At 49.6% G+C, this 26813-nt stretch carries 27 protein-coding genes and 1 pseudogene; 16 read left to right on the top strand and 12 right to left on the bottom strand.

What is annotated here, in order from left to right:
• Position 1 precedes the first annotated feature (1 nt).
• From OGX91_RS00580 to OGX91_RS00555, 6 genes are all read left to right on the top strand, one after another.
• Entirely contained in the window at positions 2 to 766 is a 765-nt protein-coding gene (locus OGX91_RS00580; protein WP_286625133.1) for a winged helix-turn-helix domain-containing protein, read from the top strand.
• Positions 753 to 1223 carry a YqeJ family protein gene (locus OGX91_RS00575; RefSeq protein ID WP_040231088.1) on the top strand — a complete coding sequence of 157 codons (471 nt, stop codon included), beginning with the start codon at positions 753 to 755 and terminating at the stop codon, positions 1221 to 1223. The genes OGX91_RS00580 and OGX91_RS00575 overlap by 14 nt, the downstream gene beginning before the upstream one ends.
• Positions 1224 to 1575: 352 nt before the next feature.
• On the top strand, positions 1576 to 1968 hold the full coding sequence (locus OGX91_RS00570; RefSeq protein WP_005122705.1) for a hypothetical protein: 393 nt from the start codon (positions 1576 to 1578) through the stop codon (positions 1966 to 1968).
• A gap of 184 nt (positions 1969 to 2152) precedes the next feature.
• The gene (locus tag OGX91_RS00565; protein WP_082031722.1) at positions 2153 to 3328 is read left to right on the top strand and encodes a capsular polysaccharide export protein, LipB/KpsS family; all 1176 of its coding nucleotides are present in this window, start codon (positions 2153 to 2155) and stop codon (positions 3326 to 3328) included.
• 68 nt (positions 3329 to 3396) lie between these two features.
• Entirely contained in the window at positions 3397 to 4155 is a 759-nt protein-coding gene (gene tam, locus OGX91_RS00560) for a trans-aconitate 2-methyltransferase (RefSeq protein WP_040231091.1), read from the top strand.
• 150 nt (positions 4156 to 4305) lie between these two features.
• Entirely contained in the window at positions 4306 to 4683 is a 378-nt protein-coding gene (locus OGX91_RS00555; RefSeq protein ID WP_005122708.1) for a GFA family protein, read from the top strand.
• An 84-nt stretch (positions 4684 to 4767) separates the two neighbouring features.
• Here OGX91_RS00555 and OGX91_RS00550 read toward each other — a convergent pair whose 3' ends face one another.
• From OGX91_RS00550 to sad, 7 genes are all read right to left on the bottom strand, one after another.
• Complete coding sequence (locus OGX91_RS00550; protein ID WP_286625131.1) at positions 4768 to 5682, bottom strand: bestrophin family protein; 915 nt, start codon at positions 5680 to 5682, stop codon at positions 4768 to 4770.
• A 208-nt stretch (positions 5683 to 5890) separates the two neighbouring features.
• Positions 5891 to 7342 (bottom strand): tagaturonate reductase, encoded by a 1452-nt coding sequence (locus tag OGX91_RS00545; RefSeq protein ID WP_005122710.1) that lies wholly within the window; start codon positions 7340 to 7342, stop codon positions 5891 to 5893.
• A gap of 106 nt (positions 7343 to 7448) precedes the next feature.
• Positions 7449 to 7976 carry a GNAT family N-acetyltransferase gene (locus tag OGX91_RS00540; protein ID WP_005122711.1) on the bottom strand — a complete coding sequence of 176 codons (528 nt, stop codon included), beginning with the start codon at positions 7974 to 7976 and terminating at the stop codon, positions 7449 to 7451.
• 80 nt (positions 7977 to 8056) lie between these two features.
• Complete coding sequence (locus OGX91_RS00535) at positions 8057 to 8416, bottom strand: DUF4186 domain-containing protein (RefSeq protein WP_286625130.1); 360 nt, start codon at positions 8414 to 8416, stop codon at positions 8057 to 8059.
• Positions 8416 to 9342 carry a glutaminase B gene (gene glsB / locus OGX91_RS00530; protein WP_199947040.1) on the bottom strand — a complete coding sequence of 309 codons (927 nt, stop codon included), beginning with the start codon at positions 9340 to 9342 and terminating at the stop codon, positions 8416 to 8418. The genes OGX91_RS00535 and glsB overlap by 1 nt, the downstream gene beginning before the upstream one ends.
• A 62-nt stretch (positions 9343 to 9404) precedes the next feature.
• The gene (locus tag OGX91_RS00525; protein ID WP_040231093.1) at positions 9405 to 10982 is read right to left on the bottom strand and encodes a methyl-accepting chemotaxis protein; all 1578 of its coding nucleotides are present in this window, start codon (positions 10980 to 10982) and stop codon (positions 9405 to 9407) included.
• Positions 10983 to 11084: 102 nt separating this feature from the next.
• Positions 11085 to 12473: a succinate-semialdehyde dehydrogenase gene (gene sad / locus OGX91_RS00520; RefSeq protein WP_286625129.1), complete on the bottom strand. Its 1389-nt coding sequence runs from the start codon at positions 12471 to 12473 to the stop codon at positions 11085 to 11087.
• 102 nt (positions 12474 to 12575) lie between these two features.
• Between sad and ptrR the strand changes: the two genes are divergently transcribed.
• Positions 12576 to 13451 (top strand): putrescine utilization regulator PtrR, encoded by an 876-nt coding sequence (gene ptrR / locus OGX91_RS00515; protein WP_005122720.1) that lies wholly within the window; start codon positions 12576 to 12578, stop codon positions 13449 to 13451.
• Here ptrR and OGX91_RS00510 read toward each other — a convergent pair.
• Genes OGX91_RS00510 through dtnK form a run of 3 tightly spaced genes read right to left on the bottom strand, consistent with a single transcriptional unit; the run spans position 13448 to position 16434 of the window.
• On the bottom strand, positions 13448 to 14209 hold the full coding sequence (locus OGX91_RS00510) for a DeoR/GlpR family DNA-binding transcription regulator (RefSeq protein ID WP_199947043.1): 762 nt from the start codon (positions 14207 to 14209) through the stop codon (positions 13448 to 13450). The two genes, ptrR and OGX91_RS00510, sit on opposite strands and share 4 nt — an antisense overlap.
• A 1-nt stretch (position 14210) precedes the next feature.
• Positions 14211 to 15197: a D-threonate 4-phosphate dehydrogenase gene (locus tag OGX91_RS00505; protein WP_040231098.1), complete on the bottom strand. Its 987-nt coding sequence runs from the start codon at positions 15195 to 15197 to the stop codon at positions 14211 to 14213.
• Entirely contained in the window at positions 15190 to 16434 is a 1245-nt protein-coding gene (dtnK, locus tag OGX91_RS00500; RefSeq protein WP_286625127.1) for a D-threonate kinase, read from the bottom strand. The genes OGX91_RS00505 and dtnK overlap by 8 nt, the downstream gene beginning before the upstream one ends.
• 171 nt (positions 16435 to 16605) lie before the next feature.
• Here dtnK and OGX91_RS00495 point away from each other — a divergent pair, with 171 nt between their 5' ends.
• The 5 genes and pseudogenes from OGX91_RS00495 (at position 16606) to OGX91_RS00475 (ending at position 22416) form a co-directional block, all read left to right on the top strand.
• Positions 16606 to 17775 (top strand): iron-containing alcohol dehydrogenase, encoded by a 1170-nt coding sequence (locus OGX91_RS00495; protein WP_155021045.1) that lies wholly within the window; start codon positions 16606 to 16608, stop codon positions 17773 to 17775.
• A pseudogene (locus tag OGX91_RS00490) lies at positions 17768 to 18652 on the top strand (dihydrodipicolinate synthase family protein). The gene OGX91_RS00495 and the pseudogene OGX91_RS00490 overlap by 8 nt, the downstream one beginning before the upstream one ends.
• A gap of 47 nt (positions 18653 to 18699) precedes the next feature.
• Positions 18700 to 19650 (top strand): phosphoglycerate dehydrogenase, encoded by a 951-nt coding sequence (locus tag OGX91_RS00485; protein WP_005122736.1) that lies wholly within the window; start codon positions 18700 to 18702, stop codon positions 19648 to 19650.
• Positions 19651 to 19715: 65 nt separating this feature from the next.
• Positions 19716 to 21035 carry an MFS transporter gene (locus tag OGX91_RS00480; RefSeq protein ID WP_005122737.1) on the top strand — a complete coding sequence of 440 codons (1320 nt, stop codon included), beginning with the start codon at positions 19716 to 19718 and terminating at the stop codon, positions 21033 to 21035.
• A 184-nt stretch (positions 21036 to 21219) separates the two neighbouring features.
• Positions 21220 to 22416: a sugar transporter gene (locus OGX91_RS00475; RefSeq protein ID WP_040231104.1), complete on the top strand. Its 1197-nt coding sequence runs from the start codon at positions 21220 to 21222 to the stop codon at positions 22414 to 22416.
• Positions 22417 to 22450: 34 nt separating this feature from the next.
• Here OGX91_RS00475 and OGX91_RS00470 read toward each other — a convergent pair whose 3' ends face one another.
• Positions 22451 to 23116 (bottom strand): MarC family NAAT transporter, encoded by a 666-nt coding sequence (locus OGX91_RS00470; protein WP_040231106.1) that lies wholly within the window; start codon positions 23114 to 23116, stop codon positions 22451 to 22453.
• A gap of 257 nt (positions 23117 to 23373) precedes the next feature.
• On the opposite strand from OGX91_RS00470, the gene marR reads away from it, so the two are divergent.
• The 3 genes from marR to marB are packed head-to-tail and all read left to right on the top strand — an operon-like array spanning position 23374 to position 24459.
• Positions 23374 to 23808 (top strand): multiple antibiotic resistance transcriptional regulator MarR, encoded by a 435-nt coding sequence (marR, locus tag OGX91_RS00465; protein WP_040231108.1) that lies wholly within the window; start codon positions 23374 to 23376, stop codon positions 23806 to 23808.
• Between the two features lie 18 nt (positions 23809 to 23826).
• On the top strand, positions 23827 to 24210 hold the full coding sequence (gene marA, locus OGX91_RS00460) for an MDR efflux pump AcrAB transcriptional activator MarA (protein WP_286625217.1): 384 nt from the start codon (positions 23827 to 23829) through the stop codon (positions 24208 to 24210).
• 30 nt (positions 24211 to 24240) lie between these two features.
• Positions 24241 to 24459, top strand: a complete 219-nt coding sequence (gene marB / locus OGX91_RS00455) for a multiple antibiotic resistance protein MarB (RefSeq protein ID WP_005122747.1) — start codon at positions 24241 to 24243, stop codon at positions 24457 to 24459.
• 31 nt (positions 24460 to 24490) lie between these two features.
• On the opposite strand, the gene eamA is transcribed toward marB, so the two are convergent.
• Entirely contained in the window at positions 24491 to 25390 is a 900-nt protein-coding gene (eamA, locus tag OGX91_RS00450) for an O-acetylserine/cysteine exporter (protein ID WP_149692309.1), read from the bottom strand.
• A 198-nt stretch (positions 25391 to 25588) separates the two neighbouring features.
• Between eamA and ydeE the strand changes: the two genes are divergently transcribed.
• A complete protein-coding gene (gene ydeE, locus OGX91_RS00445) occupies positions 25589 to 26776 on the top strand; it encodes an efflux MFS transporter YdeE (RefSeq protein WP_040231112.1) in 1188 nt (395 codons plus the stop codon).
• The last annotated feature ends 37 nt before the right edge of the window (positions 26777 to 26813 follow it).

The following is a 26813-nucleotide window of genomic DNA, read 5'->3' as shown; positions in this document are numbered from 1 at the left end:
AATGGCACACGTGTTTTTGCTTAACAGTACCGTTGTATTCTGGCCAGAGCGGAACGTACTCTACGCGAAATCAGATGAGACCAAACGTATAACATTAAGCAATCCGGCAACCCGTTGTTTACTATTATTAATTCAACAACAGGGGCAGGTTATTGAACGTAATTATTTCTTTGAGCATGTCTGGTATATTAACGGTGCGCAGGTCACCAATAATACGTTCTATCAGAATATCTCCTTGCTGCGTCGCGCATTTAAAGAACTTAGCCTGAATGAAGAACTTATCGTAACCGTACCGAAAGTCGGGATCCGCCTTGAGCCACAACTGGAAGTGCTGGAACAGAAGATAGAAGACCCGCTCAGCGATCAACCCGTAACAGCATCGTTATCGTCGGTAAAAACAGCGAAAAAATCACTGCGTATGCGCACTCTTTGCTGGCTTCTGGCGGGGTTCGTCTGTTGCTTTATAGCCGCAGTAGTTACCTGGGAGGCACAGTTTGATCCCCGACTCAGCCGTTATGTGCCTTTAAGCGTAGGGGAGGGATGTCACTGGTACGCCAACCAGGATGTGCTTAAATTTGATCAGCACCAACAGTTTATCAAAGCCGGCATGCTGGATTGTCAGAGCTATCCCTGGATTTATCTCTCGTTGTATCCTAATTTTCCGCGGATCTCCGCATTAACTTGTCGAAAGCAATTTAGCCGTTGGCATGATAATGACTGTGTTACTCATTATTATTTCATGGAGTCCAGACATGTGGGGACGTAATATAAAATGGTGTATTGGCATCATTTTAGCAGTAGCGTTGACAATTGCAGCCACGATGGCAATACAAAACTGGCAACGGTCGCATTTCGATTGTTCCGGAGTATTAATAATGGAGTATCCAGATATTCGTGGTGATATTTCAGTTAGATACGTTTTTAATGGCAACCATGGAGTGGCTATTTTACGTGGAAAAATAACTGATAAAAACGGTGAAAATCAGGCGGTAAATCAAAATGTCTGGTTTACCTTTACCCGCAAAGATAATGATTACTTTATGGAGTCTGGAAATGTCGCCTCAAGTTCCGGCGGAACTAACATTCACCCATTGTTAGCGAGAACGCTGCCAGATTTTTACCTTAAACCGAAAGAGCCGTTTTATTTCAGCATAATGCGACTCAATAACAGTACATGGCAGTTCTACACCAGCCGGTCACCGTCGGTGTTTTGTCAAGGTTAGGCCGCCGAGATTGCACTCGGTATTGGAAGGGTTAGGGGACGATCTGCTTCACGATACGGTACTGCGGTAATACGGGATAAATTCAATTTAACATAATATACATTATGCGCACTTACATAGTGATAAGTGAAACCTGGCATTTTGGGTTCATCATTGTGCTGGTCGTTGATAACGCATAACAGCGCTTGTTCCTGGATTTATGCTGTTCACCGACTACCATTCAAACCATACACTTTACGCATACGTCAAATCGTTGACGTTGTAATTGCTCATTCAGTCCTTCTCGCGTACAACCAAGGTACGACACAAACCTGTGCCCCTGGAATTTCACAGCAACGGACCTTACAGCACAATGCAAAGAACTATCCATGTTCATCAAAATAACAACACTATCTTACGCGTCGCGTTTCTATTGATTCTTTCATTCACGCTGGCTGGTTGTGCGTTGACCCGCGTCTCTGCCAGTTCACATGATAAAGACGTCGATGAGCTAAATGTTATTGGCTTGAATCTGGATGCTGCAAGGCAAAAAGCAATTGTGGATGGTTTTGTGTGCAGTAAGGATGCAAACCTCAATCTGGTACAAACCGAAAGTGGCAGTCATAAATGGTTACAAACGGAATGCAGTAAAAAAAGCCTGGAACTGTTCTGCCCACAAATGCGGTTTATAGTACTCAATGTTGCCCCTGATACAAATAAAGTTGTTGATGTGGGGAAATATATTATTCAGCATACTTGTTTCTGAATATGTCGATATGCCCTTCTGTCTCCACTTCGATTCAAAAGTACCGGATTGTATTGTTCCTCTGAAAATAATATAATGCAATATCTGCATTTTTAATGATAATCGTTACTGTTTAGCGGGCGGCCGACGACTAAATAAAGCTTAACCTGACCCAAAGTTTTATTTACATTAATCACCTGGAGTTATGATGAATGATTTAAACCGTTTTTACTTTGACTTACCACAATGGCTCGGTAAGAGTGAAGGCATTCATCGACAATTTATTGGTAATTTTATATCTTGTCTCCATGATGAACAATTACAGGTAATACTGAATCCAGCTAATTTCCCTTGTTATGGTCTTAAAAGACTGGCAATTAAAGAATCCATTACATTCTCCTTTCACTCATATAATAATGACAAAAATGTTTTCTCGATAAAAGAATCACCTATATATGGGTTGTACTCTGTAGATGAAAATGGATATTCGGGGTGGGCAGATATTTGTGTCAACTTCAGTTCATATATCGATAAAATAAATAAAATAGATCACGACAGTGCCAAAAATATCATTGCCGAGAAGCGGGATTTTTTCAGGGAGACAAAACTCTCCAAGCATCAACAGCCACATAACCACGTTGCTCTCCCCTCGGATTACCTGTTTTTCCCCATGCAGATCAACTCTGATTCGGTTACCGATCATGAGAACATCAGCGCCATGGGGGCATTAGACTATGTTGCGGCATTGGCTAAAAAGACAAATCGAACGTTGGTAATCAAACGCCATCCGATGTGTAAATCCAGAGGTATTGATGCCAAGATTGCATATCTATTAGCAACCAACGAAAATGTTTTGTCTGTTGATGCTAACATCCACGAATTAATTGAAGGGAGTTCTGCCGTTATCGCATGTAATTCTGGCACAAGCATTGAGGCCTTGATTTTAGGTAAACCAGTTTATTGCTTTGGCCGAAGCGAATGGTACGAAGCCACACATAAAATTGAAGTGTTAGAAGATTTCGATGCGATATTTTTGAATGATAAACACAGTACCATGTCTGCTTTCCAGGAGAAGTTGATAGCATACTTATTATCTGAATATTGGATTCAATTTGATGACATTGAGTCTATTAAGAAAAAAATAAAATACTGCATAAGCCTCTATGAAAGCAACTACGGTGATGACTTTATCGACAACCATAATAATGGTGAATGTTATATCAAGAGTTTTTTGAATGCCCAAAGAGAGATCGCGATCCTGAAGAGAAAGCAAAAGAAGTATAAGAAAGATTATGAATTATTATCTTTTGTAATGCGATTTGTCCTGTTTTTACCCTTTAAAGCTACACTTGCTATGTTGGGAAGGAACAAGAATCACTGATTCTGAGGGCGTAATGAAAATTGCTGGCTCAGAATCATACTATTTCATCGCACACAGGATACAAAAACATGGCTGACTGGAACCCTTCGCTCTATCTGCAATATGAAACCGAACGTTCGCGGCCCGCAGCTGAATTGCTCAGCAGAGTCGCGCTGGAGAATGTCCGTTCAGTCGTCGACCTCGGCTGCGGCCCGGGTAACAGCACCGCATTGCTACATCAACGTTGGCCATCAGCGCAAATAACAGGCGTGGATTCTTCACCGGCAATGCTGAGCGAAGCGCGCAACGCATTGCCGGGCTGTCATTTTATCGAAGCGGATATTAGCGCATTTCAGACAGAAGAGCCTGTCGATCTGCTGTATGCAAACGCATCTTTGCAATGGGTTCCCGACCACTATCAGCTGTTTCCCCACCTGGTCTCTCTGCTGGGGAAAGAAGGCGTACTGGCAGTACAAATGCCGGATAACTGGCTGGAGCCAACGCATGTTCTGATGCGTGAAGTCGCCTATGAACTGGGTTACCCCGATCGCGGCCGTGCACCTCTTCCCGGAGTGCATGCGTACTATGATATTTTGACTGACATGGGCTGCGATGTCGATATCTGGCGTACAACCTACTATCACGTTATGGATTCACACCAGTCAATTATCGACTGGGTGAGTTCTACGGGGTTGCGTCCCTGGTTGCAGGATCTGAGTGAAAGCGAACAACATCGCTATCTGGCGCGCTATCATGCATTGCTGCAGGAGCAATATCCGCTGCAAGAGAATGGGAAAATACTGCTGGCGTTTCCGCGGTTGTTTATCGTTGCCAGACACAATTCTTAATCACTGACCTCCAGGTATCAGCCTCTTTATACCAGGGGCTGATAATTGTTGTAAATTCCCCATGCGCGCCCTCGCCTTTTTACGATGAAGATCTAGTGATGCAGCCAGTCATCTGCTAGTGTCTGAGAACGTTTACTGACGGGGGTTGTCATGTCTAAAGTCTACCTTGGCGGTTGTCTGTGTGGCTCTATTCGCTTTACCGCGACGAGCCCTAATAATTCGCATACCTGCTCGTGCGATATTTGCCGCAAGCATACCGGTGCACCAACCGTCGTCTGGATTGAATTTAATGCTGAAAATGTAGAATGGACGGGAAAAGCGGGTAAACCGACTACCTGGCGTTCTTCAGAAACCTCCAGTCGCGCTTTTTGCCCTCAATGTGGAAGTTCAGTTGGTGCTATTGATGATGCTCCGGTAATAGCACTATTAGCGGGCGTTTTTGATGACCCCAATGATGAAGATCTGGCTCCCGAGTTTCATTCATTTACCGATATGCAGCCTGCGTGGTGGCAAAGAGAATTCGGCTAAAGCCGCACTAACCGGCGTATCAAGTCTTACCTACTCCTTCAGTGAAACAATAAGAGCTGGTCGTGCTACCAGCTCTACCGGATGTTATGTCAGCTGGTAATGCTTATCTGGCATATGTTTCGCCGGCACAACGGTTTCATCATTCATCTGCAGCAAATCGATTTCAATCGCGTTACAAATCGCATCGAGTGGCAGATCATTATTCTCTGTACCAAACGGATCTTCGAGTTCTTCGGCTAGCGTATCGAGCGAGATAAAGGTATAGGAAATAAGCACCGAGATGAACGGTGTCATATAGTGTAAATCCACCACTAACGCGAACGGCAACATAATGCAAAACAGATATACCGTGCGATGCAGGATTAAGGTGTAAGCAAACGGAACGGGTGTGTTCGCGATACGCTCACAACCTGCCAGCACTGCTGACATATCATTTAACCTGTTGTTTAAACTGTGAAATAATATATCAGATAGCTGCCCATTTCGTCTGCGAACGGCCAGCCATTTCCCCATCAGCAGCAGAATGCGGTTGGCCGGTGATTGAGACGCAAAAACGGTCTGTAAATCGCTCTCGCTGAGATATTTTGCCAGGGGCTCCGCCTGCGGTTGTCGACGTAAAGTCATACGCAGGCAATGGGCAAATGCGATTTGCAAACGAACGAACTGCCCCAGTTCAGCATCGTCTGGTAAGGTCGTTTTCACCTCACGCAGAAGTGAACGGGAAGCAATCATCAACTGCCCCCACAAATGTCGGGCTTCAACATAGCGCGAATAACAGGCGTTGTTACGAAAGCCTAAGAAGATTGCAATTGCGACACCAAGAATGCTGAACGGTGCCAGAGTAAATTTGATACCCAGCATCGTATACCATGGCAGCATGATGATAACAGCAATGGAGAGCAGGAAATTCAGCAGCAAGCGTGAAAAGATTTTCGATAATACTGAGCCATGCCAGACGAATATCAGGCGTAGCCAGTGTTGTTGGGGGCGAACGATCATGGTTATCTTCGGAAAATGTGAAAGCCGGGACATTAAACGTGATCGCGATCAATGTTGCAAGCTTATAGCAACATTATCTAAACATCTTTTCCTGCTGACCATAGTGTGCATTGAAGCTACAGGCATGCTCCATTTTTAGAAATTAAATTGTATGTTGTAACTAAAAATAAGGACGATAAAAAAACCCGGCCTGAACCGGGTTAACGTATTAGCACAGTGGCTTAACCGCTTCGCGCATGCCTTTCGCCAGGATAGAATCCAGGTCGGCAGAAACCTGTTCGACCAGTCCGGAAACCTGTGTCAAATCCTGTTCCCAATGCTCTTTTACGGCCAATACCGCGTTGACCAGCGCTTCGGTAGTAATCTGGCGGTCACGATGCTGAGCCCACAACACCTGGAAACGCTCCATCCAATGCGCATCATCCTGAACCGGATAAGATTCACCGTTACGCTCACCACGGTAGAAAGCAATCAAGGCTGCCAGGGCGAATGTCAGACGCGGCGGCAATTGGCCACTGGCCTTCTGCCCTGCCAACAGCTGCGGCAGAATACGGGTGCGGAATTTGGTCATGCCATTAAGCGCAATCGACAATAACTGATGCTTAATGTACGGGTTGCAGAATCGGCCGGTCACCGCACTGGCAAATGACGCCAATTCATCACGCGGCAGATCCAGCACCGGAATAATCTCTTCATAGATTGCTTTCTCAACGAAGGCGCGAATTTCAGCATCATTCATTGCTTCACCCACGGTATCAAGCCCTGCCTGCCAGGCGACCGGTACCAGGGCTGTGTGCGCACCGTTGAGAATGGCGACTTTACGCTCTTTATACGGCTTGATGTCATCAACAATCAGAACATTCAGCGGGTATTTATCGAGGCGAAGTTCAGTGGCTAATGATTTTGGCCCCTGAATAACAAACAGATAGAAGTGTTCTGCGGTATCAAGAAACGCGTCATGATAACCCAGTTCAGCTTCAAGCTTCGCAACTTCGTCACGTGGGTAACCGGTAACAATACGGTCCACCAGCGTAGAACAAAATGCGTTTGCCTGGTCCAGCCACTGTACGAATGCTTCCGGCAACGCCCATTCCTGAGCATAACGCAGAACCAGTTCATGCAGCGCTTCACCATTGTAATCAATCAGCTCGCAAGGAATGATAATCCAGCCTTTATCAAGCGCACCGTTGAAATGGCTATAGCGTTCGAACAGCAGTCGGGTCAGTTTGGCCGGATAACTCACAGCCGGCGCATCATCAAACTTATCACCCGCGTGGTAGCTGATACCCGCTTCCGTGGTGTTAGAGAAAACAAAACGCATGTCAGGATTATGCGCCAGCTTCAGGAACTCATCGTATTCGCTATAGACGCTGATTTCGCGGTTAACCGAACGAATTAAACGGGCATCGCTGACGGCCTCGCCCTTTTCATTCAAACCACGAATGATGGTGGTATAGAGACCATCCTGGGTACTCAGTGACGGCGGAAACGTACTTTCGATAGGACGAACAATGACCACACCAGAGTTCAGATCGGTATGTTCATTCAGCAGATCAACTTGCCAGTCAACAAAGGCGCGCAGGAAGTTTCCTTCACCAAACTGAATAATGCGTTCAGGATACTGAGCACCGGGGAAATCGCGACGATTTAGTGTTTGCACAATGGGTTCCCTTTATGATTAGTCATACAACCTGATTAAATTGGTCTAATAGGTTAGCAAACTTTAATACAATGAAACCCTGTTTTGATCAATGCCCGGTGACAAATTAGAGCGTTTTATAAAAAAGTGTGGTCCCGGCCAGTGTTCCATCAGGCATTTTTGCATAGCCAGGGATTACCCCTGCTTTTTGCCATCCACAATTGTGGTAGAACAACTCTGCGGCGCTGCCAGTAGACGTATCAAGAACCAGGAGGGTTTTCCCCTCATGATGTGCGCAAATTTCCAGTGTATTCATCAATTCCCGGGCGATCCCGCACCGCCGTGCGGAGGTATGAACCAGAAGTTTGGCAACGTCTGCACGATGAGGCTGGTTTTCGGGTTGATCGATAATGAGCTGAACGGTTCCAACAAGCGTCCCCTGCGCATTTTCAGCCCCCAGAACAATGCGTTCTCCACAAGAGACACTTTGTGCAACACGCGTCCAAAAAGGCCGTGACTTATCGCGGTTAAAAGGGAGCATAAAACTGACAGATGCGCCATCGTTCACGCACTGTTCAAGGACATCACTAAGCTCGTCGATTCTCGACAGGATCTGTTCCGCGCTCAGTATAAAGCAGGGGGTGTGGGTAGCCATTTAGTCTCCTTAGATTGACCCCTTCATACTGCAATTAACAATTACATAACACAAGGAGTCGAATCATAGGATTATGTTATCTATGGCTTATTCATTTGCAGCACTAACCAGTGGTAGATAACAGTGACAACGTAACGTTGCTGTTGCTCGCTCAATGGTTGCCCCTGAGGCATATCATGCCATTTGGCCAGACATCCCCTACAGCACGTCGCCGTGGCATGTTGAGCGATAAACACCGGATGTCCGCGCATCGGCGTTTGTTTTCCGTCATTGGCCGGGAACGCGGGAGCCAGTCGCTTAGCAATAAAATCGGCCGCATGTTGTTCAATGACCGGCGCACCTTTTTCCAGACAATATTGTCTTTCTTTCTGACCGAGACGAAACCGCGATCGGAAAGTCGATTTCGCCAGTCGGGCAAAAAGCGGGTCGAGTGTGTTCATCAGTAAACCGAGCGTCCTAACTGTTGAGTTAATTGTTCCAGTACCGCAATACCCGCCAGCGAGTTCCCTGCCGGATCCAGCTCCGGACTCCAGACCGCAATCGCCATCTCATGCGGCACGATCGCCACAATGCCACCACCGACACCCGATTTCGCCGGCAGACCTACCCGCCAGGCAAACTCCCCGGCATTTTGATACATACCGCTGGTCGCCATTAGCGCGTTAATCTGCCGCGCCTGCATCGGCGTGACTACCGGCTCGGTGAGATGGAAAGCGTTCCCTTGATTAGCCAGAAACACGAAGGTCCGCGCCAGTTCCACGCAACTCATTTTCAGCGCACAGTAGTGAAAGTAATTTTGCAGAACGGTCGTCACATCGTGATGAAAATTGCCAAAGGACTTCATCAGCCAGGCAATTGCCGCGTTGCGGGCGGAATGGTCAAACTCAGAGCGAGCAACCGTCGCATCATAAGCAATATCTGAAACGCCGCTTAATGCACGTACCACTTCCAGCATTCGTTGCCGTGGCGCGCTCAGGCGACCTTGCAGCATATCGCAAACCACCAATGCCCCGGCATTGATAAAGGGATTACGCGGTATACCCTGCTCCATTTCCAACTGCACCAGCGAGTTAAACGGGTGACCGGAAGGATCTTTGCCAACACGTTGCCAGATCTCGTCTTCCTCGTAATGACGCATTGCGACAACCAGGCTAAGCACCTTTGAAATCGACTGAATAGAAAAACGTTCTTGCGCCTCCCCCGCCTGATAGTGCTGACCATCAACGGTGCAAATGGCAATACCCAGTTTTGAGCCATCGACGGAGGCTAATGCAGGAATATAATCGGCAACTTTTCCCTGACCAATCAGCGGACGAACCTGCTGCACAATGGTCTCTAAAATTGAATTGTCCATGGCCCTGGCCACAACATGCTCCTTGCTCGCAGGTATGAAAGGCCTGCGAGTATAACAGAGCTAAATACACCGCGTCAGGCCGGAAGACGGAATCTGGCCACGGCCTGCATAAGCTGATGAGATTCATGGTGTAACTGTAGGGAGGAATCAGACGCGGCGTTCACCAGATCGCTGGTCTGACGGGCTTCGTTATTCAGAGCCTGAAGCTGACTGGTCAACTCGTGAATACGGGTTCCTTGATTCATCGTCGCAGCAGAAATATCATTCAATAAGGCACCAAGATTTTCCACCAGCGATATAACCTGCTGTAAGTTGTCATCCAGTCCGTTAACCGCATGAAATCCCTCGTCAATTCCCGCCAATGAATGATGAATCAGCGCCTGAATATTCTGCGTGGACTGACTGCTTTTTCTCGCCAACAAGCCAACCTCTTTTGCAACAACCGCAAATCCACGCCCTTGTTCACCAGCATGCGCAGCTTCAATCGCCGCATTTAACGCCAGAATATTGGTCTGAAACGCGATGCTGTCAATCAGTGAGATGATCCCGCGCATCTCTGATGAACGGGCAACAATCGCCTGCATCGATGCATTTACCGTTGCCATCATCCGATCGCCACCCGCAGCAATATCCCGCGCCTGCACGGCGCGTTGATTCGCCAGTTGAGCAAACCCACTGTTATCCTCAACATGTGTTTCCAGAAACGATATATGCGAAGTCACCGTATTTAGCTCATCGCTCTGTTTCGCGGATTGCTGATATAACTGTTTATTGCTTTGCGTAAGCTGAGTGATATTTCCCACCATGGAGGTCGTAGCATCATTCACCTGCTGTACCAGCATTCGAAGCCCCTGCTGCATTGCGTCGATACGTGAGCTCAGTTGTGTTACTTCACGATTAAACTGGCTCACTTGCGGTGCGGGGCGGGAAAGATCGCCAGCCGCTAACACATCAATATGATCGATCAGTCGTCTCAGCGGCGCGATTACCCAGCGGGACATACTGCGCCAGACCAGTACCGCAATCACCACCAGCACAAGAGGAATAAATAAAAAGAGGTGCTGTAAACGTTCAAGACTGGTCAACAGCTGTTCTCGCCCTTTTTCCGTCTGCTGGAAACTGTCTTGCTGAAAACGTGCATAATTTTCATTAAAGTCTGTCTGAAACGCCTGCACAGGCACGGCAAAAAACGCATCAATGCTATTGGATTGCATTAATCCATCGGCCTGCTCCTGAATACCGCTATAAAAACGCCGATAGCTCTCCATCAAGTCGGGAGGCTGATGCGGATCCATTGCAAGCCAGGCATCCCATGCCGTTTTTGACTGCGTTAACGCATGCTGAGCCTCTTCCATTAACGGGCGCCAGCTCCCTTCCGAGCCGGTAGCCGCATCCTGCATAAAGTAAACGCCAGCACGATTAAGTAAGTCGCTGGCAGATAACAACGCCACCCTTGCTTCATCGATCTTCGACTGTTGTAAAAGCACCTGCTGATTATGCTGTTCATTAATCTGCGCGTCCCTGACAGAAACTGAGAGCATAAGCGAAGATGCAATCTGCAAAACAGAGAACAGCGCAATAATACAAATGATACCGGTTAACAGACCAAATTGACGGGGAATCAGGCGACGAAAAATTTGCGTTATGTTCATATTACTCTTCTGTATCAAAGCGTTAGACGCGAGTGTACGCAGAGTAAATGACAAATTTATTGCAGAAATAAGACGGGTGCCCCTGCAGAGGCACCCGGGCTATCAGAGACGGTTTTTCCAGACGGTTTGCACATTGCAAAACTCATGCAGACCAAAGTGAGAAAGCTCACGACCAAAACCGCTTTTCTTCACGCCGCCAAAAGCAACGCGAGCATCACTGGCACTGTAACCATTAATAAACACGCCACCACACTCCAGACGGGCCGCCATATTTTGCGCCAGCGCCTCATCCGCAGTAAACAACGTGGCCGACAAGCCGAACTCGCTGTCATTAGCCAGTGCTAATGCGTGCTCAGCATCCTTCGCGACGGTAATCGCCGCAACCGGGCCAAACAGTTCCTGGCGAAATGCCGTCATTTCCGGCGTAACATCACCCAGCACCGTCACGGCATAGTAATTACCCTGACCGGCTATTTTTTCCCCGCCGAGGAGTAAGCGCGCCCCTTGAGCCAGTGAGGCTTCAACCTGCTGATGCAGTTCATCCCGCAGATCAAAACGAGCCATTGGGCCGAGATCGTTCTCTTCATTTAGCGGATCGCCCATTTTCAGTGCGCTGGCTGCCGCAACAAACCGTCGGGTGAATTCTGCGGCAATGCCCTGTTCAATAATAAAGCGTTTCGCTGCGGCACAAACCTGCCCGGTATTCTGATAACGCCCTGCCACTGCTGCTTTGACGGCTAAATCAAGGTCTGCATCATTAAGCACGATAAACGGATCGGAACCGCCTAACTCAAGCACGCATTTCTTCAGCGCAGCACCGGCCTGAGCGCCAATCGCAGCACCAGCACGAACGCTGCCCGTCACCGTTACCGCCGCGATACGCGGGTCATTGATCATCTGACTCACCCCGGCGTTATCGGCATTCACCCAGCCATATACCCCAGCCGGTATTTCCGCATCGCTAAACACCTGGGCGATAATCGCGGCACAACCGGTGACATTCGGTGCATGCTTTAACAGATAGCCATTTCCGGCCAGCAAAATCGGCACGGCACCGCGCATAACCTGCCAGAGCGGAAAGTTCCACGGCATGATCGCCAGAATAGTCCCCAGGGGACGGTACTCAATCACGGCCTGGTTATTCTCAACCTGCGTGGCCTCGGTACTGAGCATCGCTGGCCCATGTTCGGCGTACCAGTCACATAATGCCGCAGATTTTGCCACTTCCGCACGAGCCTGCCTGACGGGCTTACCCATTTCGCGCGAGATACACTGCGCCATCTCTTCGGCGCGTTCAAGCAGCGCCTGTCCGACCCGGCGCAACATCTGTGCGCGATGGGCGACGGTCGTGTGTTTCCATGCGTGGAATCCCGTCGCCGCCAGATTCAGCGCGTGGGTAATATCATCGGCGCTGGCCCACGGCATTGCCGTCAGCATTTCGCCACTGGTCGGGTCAACGGAAATAGCATGTGTTGCTGCTGTGATGGTCATAAGTGCCTCTCTTTCTCGCAAGGTATGGTTATATCATGCGCAGGTTTACTCTTTCTGAAAAATGAATAATATTAACCATTCCGTTCACGAATAGAGAAAATCATGGATCTGACGCAACTGGAAATGTTCAATGCCGTCGCAGAGACCGGCAGCATCACGCAGGCAGCGGCGAAGGTGCATCGCGTGCCGTCCAATCTCACCACGCGTATTCGCCAGCTTGAAGCTGACCTTGGCGTCGATCTGTTTATTCGTGAAAATCAACGTCTGCGGCTTTCTCCCTCCGGGCACAATTTTTTGCGTTACAGCCAGCGGATCCTGGCGCTGGTAGAAGAAGCGCGGATGGTGGTCGCTGGTGATGAACCACAGGGATTGTTCTCTCTGGGGTCGCTGGAAAGTACAGCCGCCGTGCGTATTCCGGCCACACTTGCCGAATATAATCAGCGCTACCCTAAAATCCAGTTTGCACTGGCAACAGGACCGTCCGGTACCATGCTGGACGGTGTGCTGGACGGTACGCTGAACGCCGCTTTTGCTGATGGCCCTATTACCCATCCAGGTCTTGAAGGAATGCCGGTGTACCGTGAAGAGATGATGATTGTCACCCCACACGGGCACCCACCCATCAAACGAGCCAGCGATGTGAATGGTTACAATATCTATGCCTTTCGCGCCAACTGTTCCTATCGCCGCCACTTTGAAAGCTGGTTTCACGCCGATCGCGCGATGCCCGGCACGATCCATGAAATGGAGTCCTACCACGGCATGCTGGCCTGTGTGATTGCCGGCGCAGGAATTGCGCTGATTCCACGTTCTATGCTGGAAAGCATGCCCGGCCACCATCAGGTCAATGCCTGGCCGCTAAGTGAAAACTGGCGTTGGTTAAATACGTGGCTGGTCTGGCGTCGGGGGGCGATGACGCGACAGCTGGAAGCATTTATTGAGATACTGGAACCTCAGCTGTCGCAAAATGCGGATTAACTGGCGAACGTCAGATGGCAAGGCAGTTGCTCAAGCTGCTGCCGTACCTCTTCATTGAGTCGCGCATCGGTCACGATATCCGTTAACGCATCCAGATGTGTGACGTTGAAAAGTGACCATGCACCGTATTTTGAACTGTCTGCCAGCAGTACGCGACGTTTGGCGTTTGCAATCAGGTCGCGCTTCAGACCGGCCTTTTCTTCCGTCGGTGCGGTGATCCCGCGGGTCAGGTCCCAGCCGTTACAGCTTAGAAACGCGATATCCGGCCACACATTTTGCAGCAGTTTTCGCCCGTGTTCGCCAATACAGGACTGGCTGGAGTCATCAATACGCCCGCCGATGATCGTCACTTCAATTTGCTTGAACTCAGAAAGAAATAGCGCAATGTGCAGATCGCTGGTGATGACGCGCAACGGCAAATGAGTAAGCTGGCGCGCCAGTTCAATCATCGTCGTTCCCGCATCCAGGACAATGGCGTCCCCGGCTTTCACCAGACTTGCCGCCGCGCTGGCAATAGCCTGTTTTTCCAGCAGGCTACGCTGCATTTTCTCATGCGTGGTCGGTTGCGAAGGGATAAACCGGTTAAGCGTCACACCGCCGTGAGTACGGCTGATAACACCTTCCTGATCGAGTTTAATCAGGTCGCGACGAATGGTCGCCGGAGAGGCCTGAGTCACAGCAACAAGCTGCTCAACTGTCGCCAGATTATGCCCTTTCAGATAATCCATAATCTGTTCTAACCGATTATATCCCTTCATTTTAATCCCGCGTAATTTGCATTGCTAACTGGATGGACACGGCCATGCTCTCAGACTTGGCTTTACCTGTCCAGGCAATATCAAACGCCGTACCGTGGTCCGCAGAGGTGCGAATAAACGGCAATCCGGCGGTGATATTCACCCCATCATAGAATCCCAGCAATTTTAGCGGAATATGGCCCTGATCGTGATACATCGCCACCACCATGTCATACATACCTTCGTGGCACTGCATAAATACCGTATCCGGTGGACAGGGTCCCGTAACATTCAACCCTTTCGCTTGCATTGCCTGCACCGCGGGTCCGACAATCGTTATCTCTTCCTCGCCAAACAGGCCATTTTCACCGGCATGGGGGTTGACGCCTGCGACCGCAATACGTGGATTATCAAACCCGACACGACGCAGGAAATCATCTGCGACCTGAACGACTGTTTTCACTCGCTGCTCACTGAGCGTATCAAGGAATTTACGTAGTGCAATATGCGTGGTGACATGAATCACTTTAAGCTGTTCGGTATACAGCACCATCGCGTAGTCTTGGCTGTTGGTCAGTTGCGCCAGCAGTTCGGTATGGCCGGGATAATGATGTCCTGCCATGTGCAGTGCTTCTTTATTCAGCGGCGCAGTGGCAATGGCTTTCACTTCCCCGCTGAGCGCCAGCGCGGTGGCGCGCTTAATACAGCGATAGGCCAGATCGCCCGCCTGCGCTTGCACTACGCCCGGCTGAAGAGCGGTAGGATCGGCAAGAGGTTCATCAATTACGTTGATAACACCAGGGGCAAATTGTGCCTGGGTTACGTTATCGATCACCCGGAGTTCCACAGGCGGCGTGACATTTAATGCCTGGATGCGCCTCAGCGTTTGTGCACAACCCACAACGACGACCGGCGCGCCAGACAGTTCTCCCTCCACCAACGATTTAATAATGATCTCCGGTCCAATACCTGCCGGGTCGCCCATGGTTACCGCTATCGTGTTATTCACTCATTTTCTCCTCGATGAAATTTAAAACCTGACGCAGAGTGGTTTCGTCACCGAATCCCCCTGCTTTTGTCATAACCGGGCGTTGCCAGTAGCTATCGGCAAGATGACCGTACGGCACACACTGGGCCACACGGTCGGTAATACGGAATCCTGTTGCCTCCAGCGCATCTGCGATCGCCATTGCGACATCACCGCCGGAAAGATACAGCGCTCCAGGCGAGACTTCCTGCAGCACCTGGCGGGTAAGCTGTGCAAGAAACTGGCAGATTGTTTCACCGAGCTGCGCGCGGCTCATCGCCAGGCGCGCGCACAGCATTGGAATATGATGGCGTGATTCGCTGTCGGGACAGGTATGAACGATGCAGTGTTTACCTGAGATGAGAACCCTGGCGATACGCTGCACATACTCTGTCAGGATGCCGCTGAAGATATTTTCGATATCAATGAATACAGTCTCCACCCGCGGGTCCTGACACACTGCAGCAATCTGCTGTTGAGCGATTTCACTCATTGAACCCACTACCGCCAGTAAGCACTGTGAGGATGGTGTCCGGACATGGCGGGCCAGCGCGTCACAGATCCCGGCAGACCCCACCAGCAGCGGCGGTTCCTCCTGCATCAGCGCTTCCGTAGCAATGACATCAAGATCGGTCTGCGTGCGGGCATCCACCACCCAGATTTGTGGCGTTTTCGCAGCAGGCTCTCTGAGGTGCTGCAGATAGTCGTTCAGGGACATGGCCCGACACGCAATGGCGGTTTGCGCCTGTAACACCTCACAGATATCGGCGCTATTGACCGGCGTTTTCGGATCGCTGGCAAATTCAGTCTGCGTTACGGGAATACCGTTAACGAGGCACTGCCCCTGCTCGGTGGTTCGCCCTGCTGAGGGACAAGCCAGTGCCACGATGGCCCGCTTTTTACCTGTAATCCGCATTAACGCGTCCAGTTCGGCCCCTGGGTTTCCACGCAATGTTGAATCCATTTTCTTGAGCCATTGCATCTGAGGAACTGACTGACTCGCAAGCGCCAGCTCACTTACTCTGGCGGCGGCCTGCTCTGCCTCCAGAGCACGACTATCAGTGTTGATGACCAGCACATCTGCATCATCGGCACAGGGCAATGTGAAAGCGACGTTCACCGTCATTCCCGTCAGCGCCAGACTCACTCCCGCATCATTTCCCCCCGTAAAGTCATCAGCAATGACAAGGATCTGGGGTCTTACAACATGTCTACTCATCCATGCTCCGGGTTGTTGAATATTGATAATGATTATATTCAATCACATTTGATTAAATGTGAGCAAGCTCAAGTTATTCAGTTCCGAGATAAATTATAAATTTAGCCCATGATGCAATCGTTCCTGAACCTCAGTGAGCGAATTCAATCACTCGAACAACAGGAGAATGCTGTGGCAACAATCAATAGCACCGTGATTAGCGGTTCGAATGCTATCCCCGCACTGGAGCCGTTACTGGCAGGTAAACGCCAGCTGTTACTGGTGACGGATAGCAATATCGTCAGGCTGGACGCAGTGGCGCATATCCGCGCCTTATTAAGTAACGATGGCCGCCAGGTAACACTTATTGATAACGTACCTGCCGAGCCGGGTCATCATGACGTTGCGACACTGTTAGAAAGCGTTAAAGGTCTTAACGTAGAGATGGTGATAGGTATTGGCGGTGGCAGCGTACTGGATGTGGCGAAGTTGCTCTCCGTCCTATGTCATCCCGAATCCCCTTCTCTTGACGCCATGCTGGCAGGCGAGAAACCGCTACACCGCGTAGCTTCAGTGCTGATCCCTACCACTGCGGGTACGGGTTCTGAAGCGACGCCCAATGCGATTCTGGCAATCCCGGAACAAAACACCAAGGTCGGGATCATTGCTCCGGTGCTATTACCAGATTACGTTGCCCTGTTGCCTGAACTGACTACCAGCATGCCAGCGCATATTGCGTCATCAACCGGAATTGATGCGTTATGTCATCTGATTGAGTGCTTTACCGCTACTGTGGCCAATCCGGTAAGCGATAACGCGGCGCTCATCGGGTTACAGAAATTGCTGAAGAACATCGAAACTTCGGTTAATGAACCGAACAATTTGCTGGCTAAACTGGAAATGCTGTGGGCGTCCTATTATGGCGGAGTAGCGATTAATCATGCCGGAACTCATCTTGTCCATGCACTTTCTTACCCGCTCGGGGGGCGTTATCACCTGCCTCATGGTGTAGCCAATGCGATTCTGTTAGCACCTTGCATGAAAGCTATCCGTCCTAATGTGGTAGACAAATTCGCTCAGGTCTGGGATCTGTTGCCTGATGCCGATCGCACTCTGAGTGCCGAAGAAAAATCTTTCGCGCTGGTGGAATACTTCTCCGCGCTTGTGAAACGACTGAGCCTGCCCGATAACCTGGCAACGCTTGGTGTACCGTCTACTGATATTCCCGCACTGGCCGATGCCGCGCTGAACGTAAAACGCCTGATGAATAATGCTCCCTGCGAGGTGAGCCATGAGGATATTCAGGCCATTTATCAAACTCTGTTTCCAGAACTGAATACCAAAGGAGTGAATCATGAGTAAGAAAATCTGTGGTGTACTGACGGCAATCGTCACCCCGTTCGACCACGACGGCGGGCTTAACCTTAAAGAACTGAGAAACCAGGTAAACCGCCAGTTAAATGCCGGAAACGGTATTTTCTGCGGCGGCACAAACGGTGAGTTTTTTGTGCTTAACGAGGAAGAAAAAATAGCAGTGACCCGCACCTGCGTTGAGGAAGTTGCCGGGCGGGCAAACGTAGTGGCGCATATTGGTGAAATCTCTACCAGTGAAACCATTCGTCTCGGCAAGCAAATAGAAAAACTGGGCGTCGATGCCGTATCGGTGATTACCCCGTATTTTGTTCCGCTCAAACAACAGGAACTGATAGCTCACTATACCGCGATTGCCGACGCGCTATCGGTACCGGTATTTCTCTACAACATTCCGGCACGTACGGGAAATACCATTGAACCGGAAACAGCCAGAGTGCTGGCGGCACACCCGAACATTATCGGGATCAAAGATAGTGCCGGCAGTTATGAAAGTCTTAGCGGCTTCCTGGATGCAGTTAAAGATATCGAGGGATTTGATGTGCTGAATGGTCCAGATTCACTCATTCATCAGGGATTTGTTGATGGCTGTTCAGCCTGTATTTCCGGTTTGGCGAACGTAGCGCCAAAAGAAATTAACGCTATCTGGGCGCGATTCAAGGCCGGTGATGTTGTCGGATCGCATTAAGCACAGGAAAGCGTCACAGGTTTGCGAACCGAGCTCTATAAAGTGGCGTTCTCGCCCGCCGCAGTCAAAAAAGCATTGCAAATCATGGGGCACGAGGTAGGCGCAAGCCGTTACGCCGTCACGTTTGATGCTCATCAGGAACGCCAGATTCAGCAAATTATCAATAACTATTTACGATAGACACTTTTACAGCGGCGGCAACGCCGCTTAACTAACAGGATTGTATTATGAACGTCATCTGTACATCACCTTCATTTGCCAAATACGATCAGCAACCGATCAAACTGCTTAACGACGCCGGACTTGAATTAATCATGCTTCCTGCAGATGCCGGTTTAGAAGCGCTTGCACCTCATCTGGAACAGACAGTGGCAATGATCGTCGCTTTTACCGATGTTAATGCCGGACTAATAGCTGCGGCACCGAATCTGAAAATCGTCTGCAAACACGGCGTGGGCGTCGATAATATCGACCTCAATGCCACGCGTGAAAAAGGTATTTTTGTTACCAATGTGCCGGATGCCAATAAACATGCCGTCGCAGACTTTGCGTTTTCCCTGATCCTTAACTGTGCGCGTCAGCTTCCCTACGCGATTGAACAAACCCGCGCGGGAAACTGGCCACGGATCTTCGCCTCCGATGTATATGGAAAAACGATTGGCATTATTGGGTTAGGTAACATCGGTAAACAGGTTGCACTGCGAGCCCGCGGCTTTAATATGCGCGTACTGGCTCACGACGCATGGCAGGATGCACAGTTCGCCGCAGATAATCACATTGAATACGTTTCGCTCGATGAACTAACAGAACAAAGTGATTTCATCACGTTACACACTCCGCTGACGCCAGAAACCAAAGATCTCTTCGATTTAGCACAGATGAAAAAAATGAAGAGCACTAGTTATCTCATTAACGTTTCACGCGGTGGTGTCGTTAATGAAGAGGATCTCTTTCTGGCTCTCACGCAGGGTGTCATTAAGGGTGCTGCCGCCGATGTCTTTTTACAAGAACCGTGCAATTCACACCCCTTATTTGCGCTCAATAATTTCATCCCTACGGCACATATTGCAGGATATACCGAGGGCGCGATCAGCAATATAGGCGAGCAATGCGTTTATAACATCATTGAACATGTCATTCATCAGCGTAAACCTAAAAACATCATGAACGGATTATAACATTGTGGAGATAACCCTACCCTTTCCACAATAATAAAAATGAACATCTACCATGGGCCAGATATATGAATAATTTTGCAGAAAAATCCCGAATTCGTTGGTGGATTGCGGGATTAATGTGGCTTGCTATTGCAATTAACTATATTGACCGGACGGTATTATCGGCTGCAGCACCTCACCTCATTGATGAGCTAAAACTCGATCCTGAAATGATGGGGTTTATTATGGCGGCGTTCTTCTGGTCATATTCTTTACTGCAAATACCGGCAGGATGGTTTGCAGACCGTTTTGGTCAGAAAAAAGGTCTGGGTTTTGCCGTCGCGTGGTGGTCAATCGCCACCTCAATGATGGGTTTAGCCACTGGATTTAAATCTCTACTCGCATTAAGACTCGCTCTGGGCGTCGGTGAAGCCGCCGCCTATCCAAGCAATGCAGGGATCGCTGCGCGCTGGTTCCCGGATCGGGAGCGGGCCACCGTCTCAGGATTATTTGACAGTGCCTCTAAATTTGGCGGTGCCGTTGCGATGCCGCTTATTGTCTGGATGATCTACCAGTTTGACTGGCGGATGACATTTCTGATTATTGGTGGTGTAGGCATTTTTTGGGTCATTGCCTGGTATTTTATTTATACAGAAAACCCGGAAGACCACAAAAGGATCAGTACAAGCGAAATTAAACATATTCGCGAAGGGCAAAAGCAAAAACACGGCGACAAATCCGTATTACCGATGCGTTGGTATAAACTGTTACGCTACCGTAATATTTGGGCAATGTGTATCGGTTTCTTTACCATCAACTATACATCCTATTTCTTTATTACCTGGCTACCCACTTATCTGGTAAAAGATAAAGGAATGGATTTTATCAAAATGGGGATGGTTGCCGCCCTGCCATTATTATGTGGGATGGTGATAGAAGTCTTTGCCGGCTGGGCCTCTGACCGTATGGTACATAAGCGGATCCTGTCGCTAACTGCCACAAGAAAATTATTCCTGACAATCGGTCTGTTAATGGCTTTATGTATTGGTTTTGCCCCTTTTACTGATTCCGTGTTTATGACCGTGTTTTTACTGTGTGTGGCGAAATCAGGCACCACGGTTGCCGCCTCGCAGGTCTGGGCACTACCGGGTGACGTTGCGCCTAAAAACAGCGTATCGATTGTTGCAGGGTTACAGAATACTGTCTCCAATATGGGGGGCGCGGTAGGACCAATTATTACCGGAGCCATTGTTGCAGCCACTGGCTCCTTTACCTGGGCGCTGGTGTTCTCTGCCGCACTGGTGGTTCTGGGAATTTTGAACTATCTATTTTTGATGGGTAAAGTTGAGCCAATCATCGACAATGAGCATGAAGCGTTGTGCATGAAAGAAGCGCAACTGCACTAAACTCACTCTGGTAACGGTATTCTCCGGTCAGTCAGTAGTACTGACCTGCTTTATTTTTTCTCGTAACGCACCGCATTATCATCCGCAAAGCAGCGTGATCTTAATCACGAAATGATTGTATTTTCACCAGTAAACGTTTTAAGATCGCCACCTCTCCTTTTCGCAGCTAACCCGATTTATACATATGACAACAGACACTGTTTCCCGTAAGGTCGCGTGGCTACGGGTAGTTACGCTTGCTATTGCCGGTTTTATTTTCAATACCACTGAGTTTGTCCCGGTCGGGTTGCTGTCCGACATCGCGCAAAGTTTTAATATGCAGACCGCGCAGGTTGGGATCATGTTGACGATCTACGCCTGGGTGGTGGCCCTGATGTCGCTGCCCTTCATGCTGCTCACCAGTCAGGTAGAACGCCGCAAGCTGCTGATCTGCCTGTTTGTCGTGTTTATCGCCAGCCACGTACTCTCTTTCCTGGCATGGAATTTTACCGTGCTGGTTATTAGCCGTATTGGTATTGCTTTCGCACACGCCATTTTCTGGTCGATCACTGCATCGCTGGCGATCCGCCTTGCTCCGGCCGGGAAACGCGCGCAGGCACTCAGTCTGATTGCGACCGGCACCGCGCTGGCGATGGTATTAGGCCTGCCTATCGGACGCATCGTCGGCCAGTATTTTGGCTGGCGCACCACCTTCTTTGCCATCGGTATGGGCGCGCTAATTACCCTGCTTTGCCTGATTAAGCTCCTGCCCAAATTACCCAGTGAGCATTCCGGTTCATTAAAAAGTCTGCCGGTGTTATTTCGCCGTCCGGCGTTGATGAGCCTGTATCTGCTGACGGTGATCGTGGTCACCGCGCATTATACGGCCTATAGCTATATCGAACCCTTTGTGCAGACCGTCGCCGGGCTGAGCGCAAACTTTGCCACCGTGTTACTGTTGGTTCTGGGTGGCGCGGGTATTGTCGGGAGCATCATATTCGGGAAATTGGGTAATCAACACGCCTCTGTACTGATTAGCAGCGCCATTGCCCTGCTGACGATATGCCTGGTGCTGTTACTCCCCGCCGCTGACAGCGAAATGCATCTGGCTGTCCTGAGTATTTTCTGGGGCATCGCCATTATGTTGATCGGTCTGGGAATGCAGGTGAAAGTACTGGCGCTGGCTCCGGATGCCACTGACGTCGCAATGGCGCTGTTCTCCGGTATCTTTAATATTGGTATTGGCGCGGGGGCACTGGTGGGAAATCAGGTAAGTCTGCACTGGTCGATGTCGACGATTGGTTACGTCGGTGCACTCCCTGCCGTTGCAGCGCTGATCTGGTCAGTGATTATTTTCCGCAAATGGCCGGTAACGCTGGAAGAGCAACCACAGCAGCAATAAGAAAAGAGCCCGGTAGACATACCGGGCACGTTGTTTAATGGTAGGTTTGGATGATTTCCAGCACGCCGTTAATAATAAACTGCACACCCATACACACCAGCAGGAAGCCCATCAGACGGGAAATAGCTTCGATCCCGCCTTTCCCCACCAGCCGCATAATTCCGCCAGAACTGCGCAGGCATCCCCACAAGATAACCCCGACGACAGCAAAAATAATGGGCGGTGCAACCATGATCACCCAGTCCGGGAATTCGGTGCCGTGCCGCACGGTAGAGGCCGAACTGATGATCATGGCAATCGTCCCCGGGCCGGCAGTACTCGGCATGGCCAGCGGAACAAAGGCAATATTAGCCGTCGGTTCGTCCTCCAGTTCTTCGGATTTGCTTCTCGCTTCCGGAGAATCATGCGCTTTCTGCTGAGGGAACAACATGCGAAAGCCGATAAACGCAACGATTAACCCGCCCGCAATACGCAACCCGGGAATCGAAATCCCGAACGTATTCATTACCACCTGCCCGGCGTAGTACGCGACCATCATAATGGCAAATACATAGACAGACGCCATTAATGACTGACGGTTACGCTCTGCGCTGTTCATGTTGCCAGCAAGGCCGAGAAACAGCGCCACGGTGGTTAACGGGTTTGCCAGCGGTAACAGGACTACCAGCCCCAGTCCTATTGCTTTAAACAAGTCCATCATAATGTCATCTTTCCTGTGCGTTTTTCGTCAACGGCAAGTATAAGGGCAAACTCCAGGGTTAAGCCATGTTGTCGATGTAAGGATTCATTTGTTTTCTTTACGCATAACCCCTACGGATCAGAACGTTAAAAACACGCTATGCGTAACGCGTTCCTGATGTTTTAGCAAAACGTGGCATGCGGCCACTCATTCATTTGACTTATATTTGCCTAAGCAATAATATCAGCCGTGACTATCTACTTGCCAGGGCAACCATTGTGAAAAGCACCAGTGATCTGTTCAATGAAATCATCCCACTGGGTCGTTTGATCTACATGGTTAATCAGAAAAAAGATCGTTTATTAAACGACTATTTGTCACCGCTGGATATCACGGCATCGCAGTTTAAGGTGCTCTGCTCCATCCGTTGTGCGGTGTGCATTACCCCTGTCGAATTGAAAAAAGTGCTGTCTGTCGATCTTGGCGCCCTGACGCGGATGCTGGACAGATTGGCCTGTAAAGGCTGGATAGAAAGGCTTCCGAATCCACATGACAAGCGCGGTGTGCTGGTGAAACTCACCGAGCACGGCGCAGCAATTTGCGAGCAGTGTCATCAATTAGTAGGGCAAGACCTGCACCAGGAACTAACAAAAAACTTAACGGCGGATGAAGTCACCACGCTTGAGCATTTGCTTAAGAAAGTCCTGCCGTAAACAGAAAGAGGTATGACGATGTCCAGACGCAATACTGACACAATCACTATTCATAGCATTTTGGACTGGATCGAAAATAACCTTGAATCGCCACTCTCGCTGGAAAAAGTGTCTGAGCGTTCAGGTTACTCCAAATGGCACCTGCAGCGGATGTTCAAAAAAGAAACCGGCCATTCATTAGGTCAATACATCCGTAGCCGTAAAATGACTGAAATAGCGCAAAAATTGAAAGAGAGTAACGAACCGATCCTCTATCTTGCAGAGCGTTACGGTTTTGAGTCTCAGCAAACGCTGACCCGGACATTCAAGAACTATTTTGATGTACCGCCGCATAAATATCGGATAACGAATATGCATGGCGAATCCCGGTATTTGCTACCGCTCAATCAATGCAATTGCTAATCGCCAGTTAACGACGTAACCGAGGAAATCATGAAACTTCTGTCTTATGCGATGCTGGCCCTGCTGCTTGTTGTGTCGGGCCAGAGCATGGCGGAACAAACCCCGCAACCGACAACGCAAAATAATCGCGACGCGATGATTATGCCCCCTGCGCACGATCAATCTCCGTTCGATTTTAATCATATGGGTGCCGGCAGCGATAAATCCGATGAATTAGGCGTGCCTTACTACAATATGCACAGCCTGTAATTATTTTGCCCCGTCACTGCGGGGCTTTTTTTTAACCCCTCACCTGCACAATCTTGCGCAAGCGAAAACCGAACACGTTGATATACAACCCCGCCATGATCAACAGCGCGCCAAGCAGTTGCAGCCCGGTTAACGTTTCATCCAGCAGCACGGCCGCGCTCGCCAGGCCAACTACTGGCACCAACAGCGACAGCGGTGCGACACGCCAGGTCTCATAACGTCCGAGTAAAGAACCCCAGATGCCATAACCCACGATGGTCGCCACAAACGCCAGATAAACCAGCGACAGGATGGTCGTCAAATCTATCGCCACCAAACTTTGGGTTATTTGCGTTGGGCCATCGAGAAGTAATGAGGCCAGGAAAAATGGAGCAATTGGGATCAACGCGCTCCACACCACCAGCGACATGACCGCTGGACGCGAAGTATGCTGCATAATTTTCTTGTTAAAGATATTGCCGCAGGCCCAACTCAGTGCCGCCGCCAGCGTCAGCATAAAGCCAAGCATACCGACATGTTGTCCATTGAGACTCGCCTCAATCAATACCAGCACACCGAACACTGCCAGCGCGATACCGACCAGTTGCTTCCCCTGCAAACGCTCGCCAAAGGCGAACGCGCCCAGCACGATAGTGAAAAACGCTTGCGCCTGTAAAACCAGCGATGCCAGACCGGCAGGCATCCCAAACTTGATGGCGCTAAACAGAAAAGCGAACTGACCGAAGCTGATGGTCAGGCCATAGCCAAGTAACAGCGAGAGCGGGATCTTCGGGCGGGCAACAAAAAGAATTGCGGGAAACGCCACCAGTAAAAAGCGCAAGCCTGCCAGCATCAACGGTGGCATATTGTGTAACCCCACCTTAATGACAACAAAGTTCAGCCCCCAAACTATAACAACCAGTAACGCCAGCAACCCATCTTTACGCGACATACCACCGCCCCTACAAATATTAAATTTTTGTAAACAAGTTAAGGTAACGGAAATCGTTGTACCGTAACAGATCATTAATTCAGGTAGGCCACACAGGGCATTTTCAGACAACTTATTGAGTGTACATCACACTTTTAGCATGCTATTTGTTTCTGATATCTAAAAAAAACATAACAACATGCACTGTCGGGCAGGAAAATGAATATCTCACTGAGAAGGTCCACTCTCGCGTTACTCGCGTCATCTTTGTTATTAACCATTGGACGCGGAGCTACGCTACCATTCATGACGATTTACCTCAGTCGTCAGTATGGCCTGGGTGTCGATCTGATCGGTTATGCAATGACAGTAGCACTGACTATTGGCGTCGTTTTCAGTCTTGGATTCGGCATCCTGGCCGATAAATTTGAAAAAAAACGCTTTATGCTGCTGGCGATCGCGGGCTTTGCTTGCGGCTTTATAGCGATTCCACTGGTGCATAACGTGGTGGTGGTGGTGCTGCTCTTCGCGCTGATCAACTGTGCCTACTCCGTGTTTGCAACCGTGCTGAAAGCCTGGTTTGCCGATAACCTCTCAGCCACCACCAAAACAAAGATTTTCTCACTTAACTACACCGTGCTGAACATCGGCTGGACCGTTGGCCCGCCGTTGGGCACGCTACTGGTCATGCAAAGCATTAACCTGCCGTTCTGGTTGGCGGCCATATGTTCAGCCTTCCCGCTGGTGTTTATCCAGACATGGGTAAAACGCTCCGTAATCCCCTCTGAAGGTTTGAACGCGACAGTATGGTCACCCTCGGTTTTGCTGCGCGATAAAGCATTATGCTGGTTTACGTTGTCTGCTTTTCTGGCCTCGTTTGTCGGTGGTGCATTTGCATCCTGTATTTCTCAGTACGTGATGGTGGTTGCCGATGGCGATTTTGCTGAGAAAGTGGTGGCGGTCGTCCTGCCCGTCAACGCGGCAATTGTGGTATCACTGCAATATGCTGTCGGACGCAGACTGACGTCTGCAAACATCCGCCCGCTGATGGCTGCGGGTACACTTTTTTTTGTTATCGGTCTGGTCGGTTTTACCTTCTCTGGCAACAGCCTGCTGTTCTGGGGGATTTCAGCCGCCTTTTTCACCATTGGCGAGGTCATCTACGCGCCGGGTGAATACATGCTGATCGACAACATCGCACCGGCAGGCATGAAAGCCAGTTACTTTTCCGCCCAGTCACTGGGCTGGCTTGGCGCGGCGGTAAACCCATTAGTCAGCGGGGTCATCCTGACCACACTGCCCCCATGGTCACTGTTTGTCGCACTAATGGTGGCGATTGTCCTTGCCTGGACGTTAATGATAAAAGGCATGCGCGCCAAACCCTGGAGCCAGCCGGTAGTCTGCTGAAAATTACTGCGACAGTGCCAAAACGGCACTGTCGCCT

Origin of the sequence: Citrobacter sp. Cpa228, from assembly GCF_030333085.1 — a bacterium.
Lineage (GTDB): Bacteria > Pseudomonadota > Gammaproteobacteria > Enterobacterales > Enterobacteriaceae > Citrobacter > Citrobacter pasteurii.
This window is presented reverse-complemented; position numbering and strand designations above follow the sequence as displayed.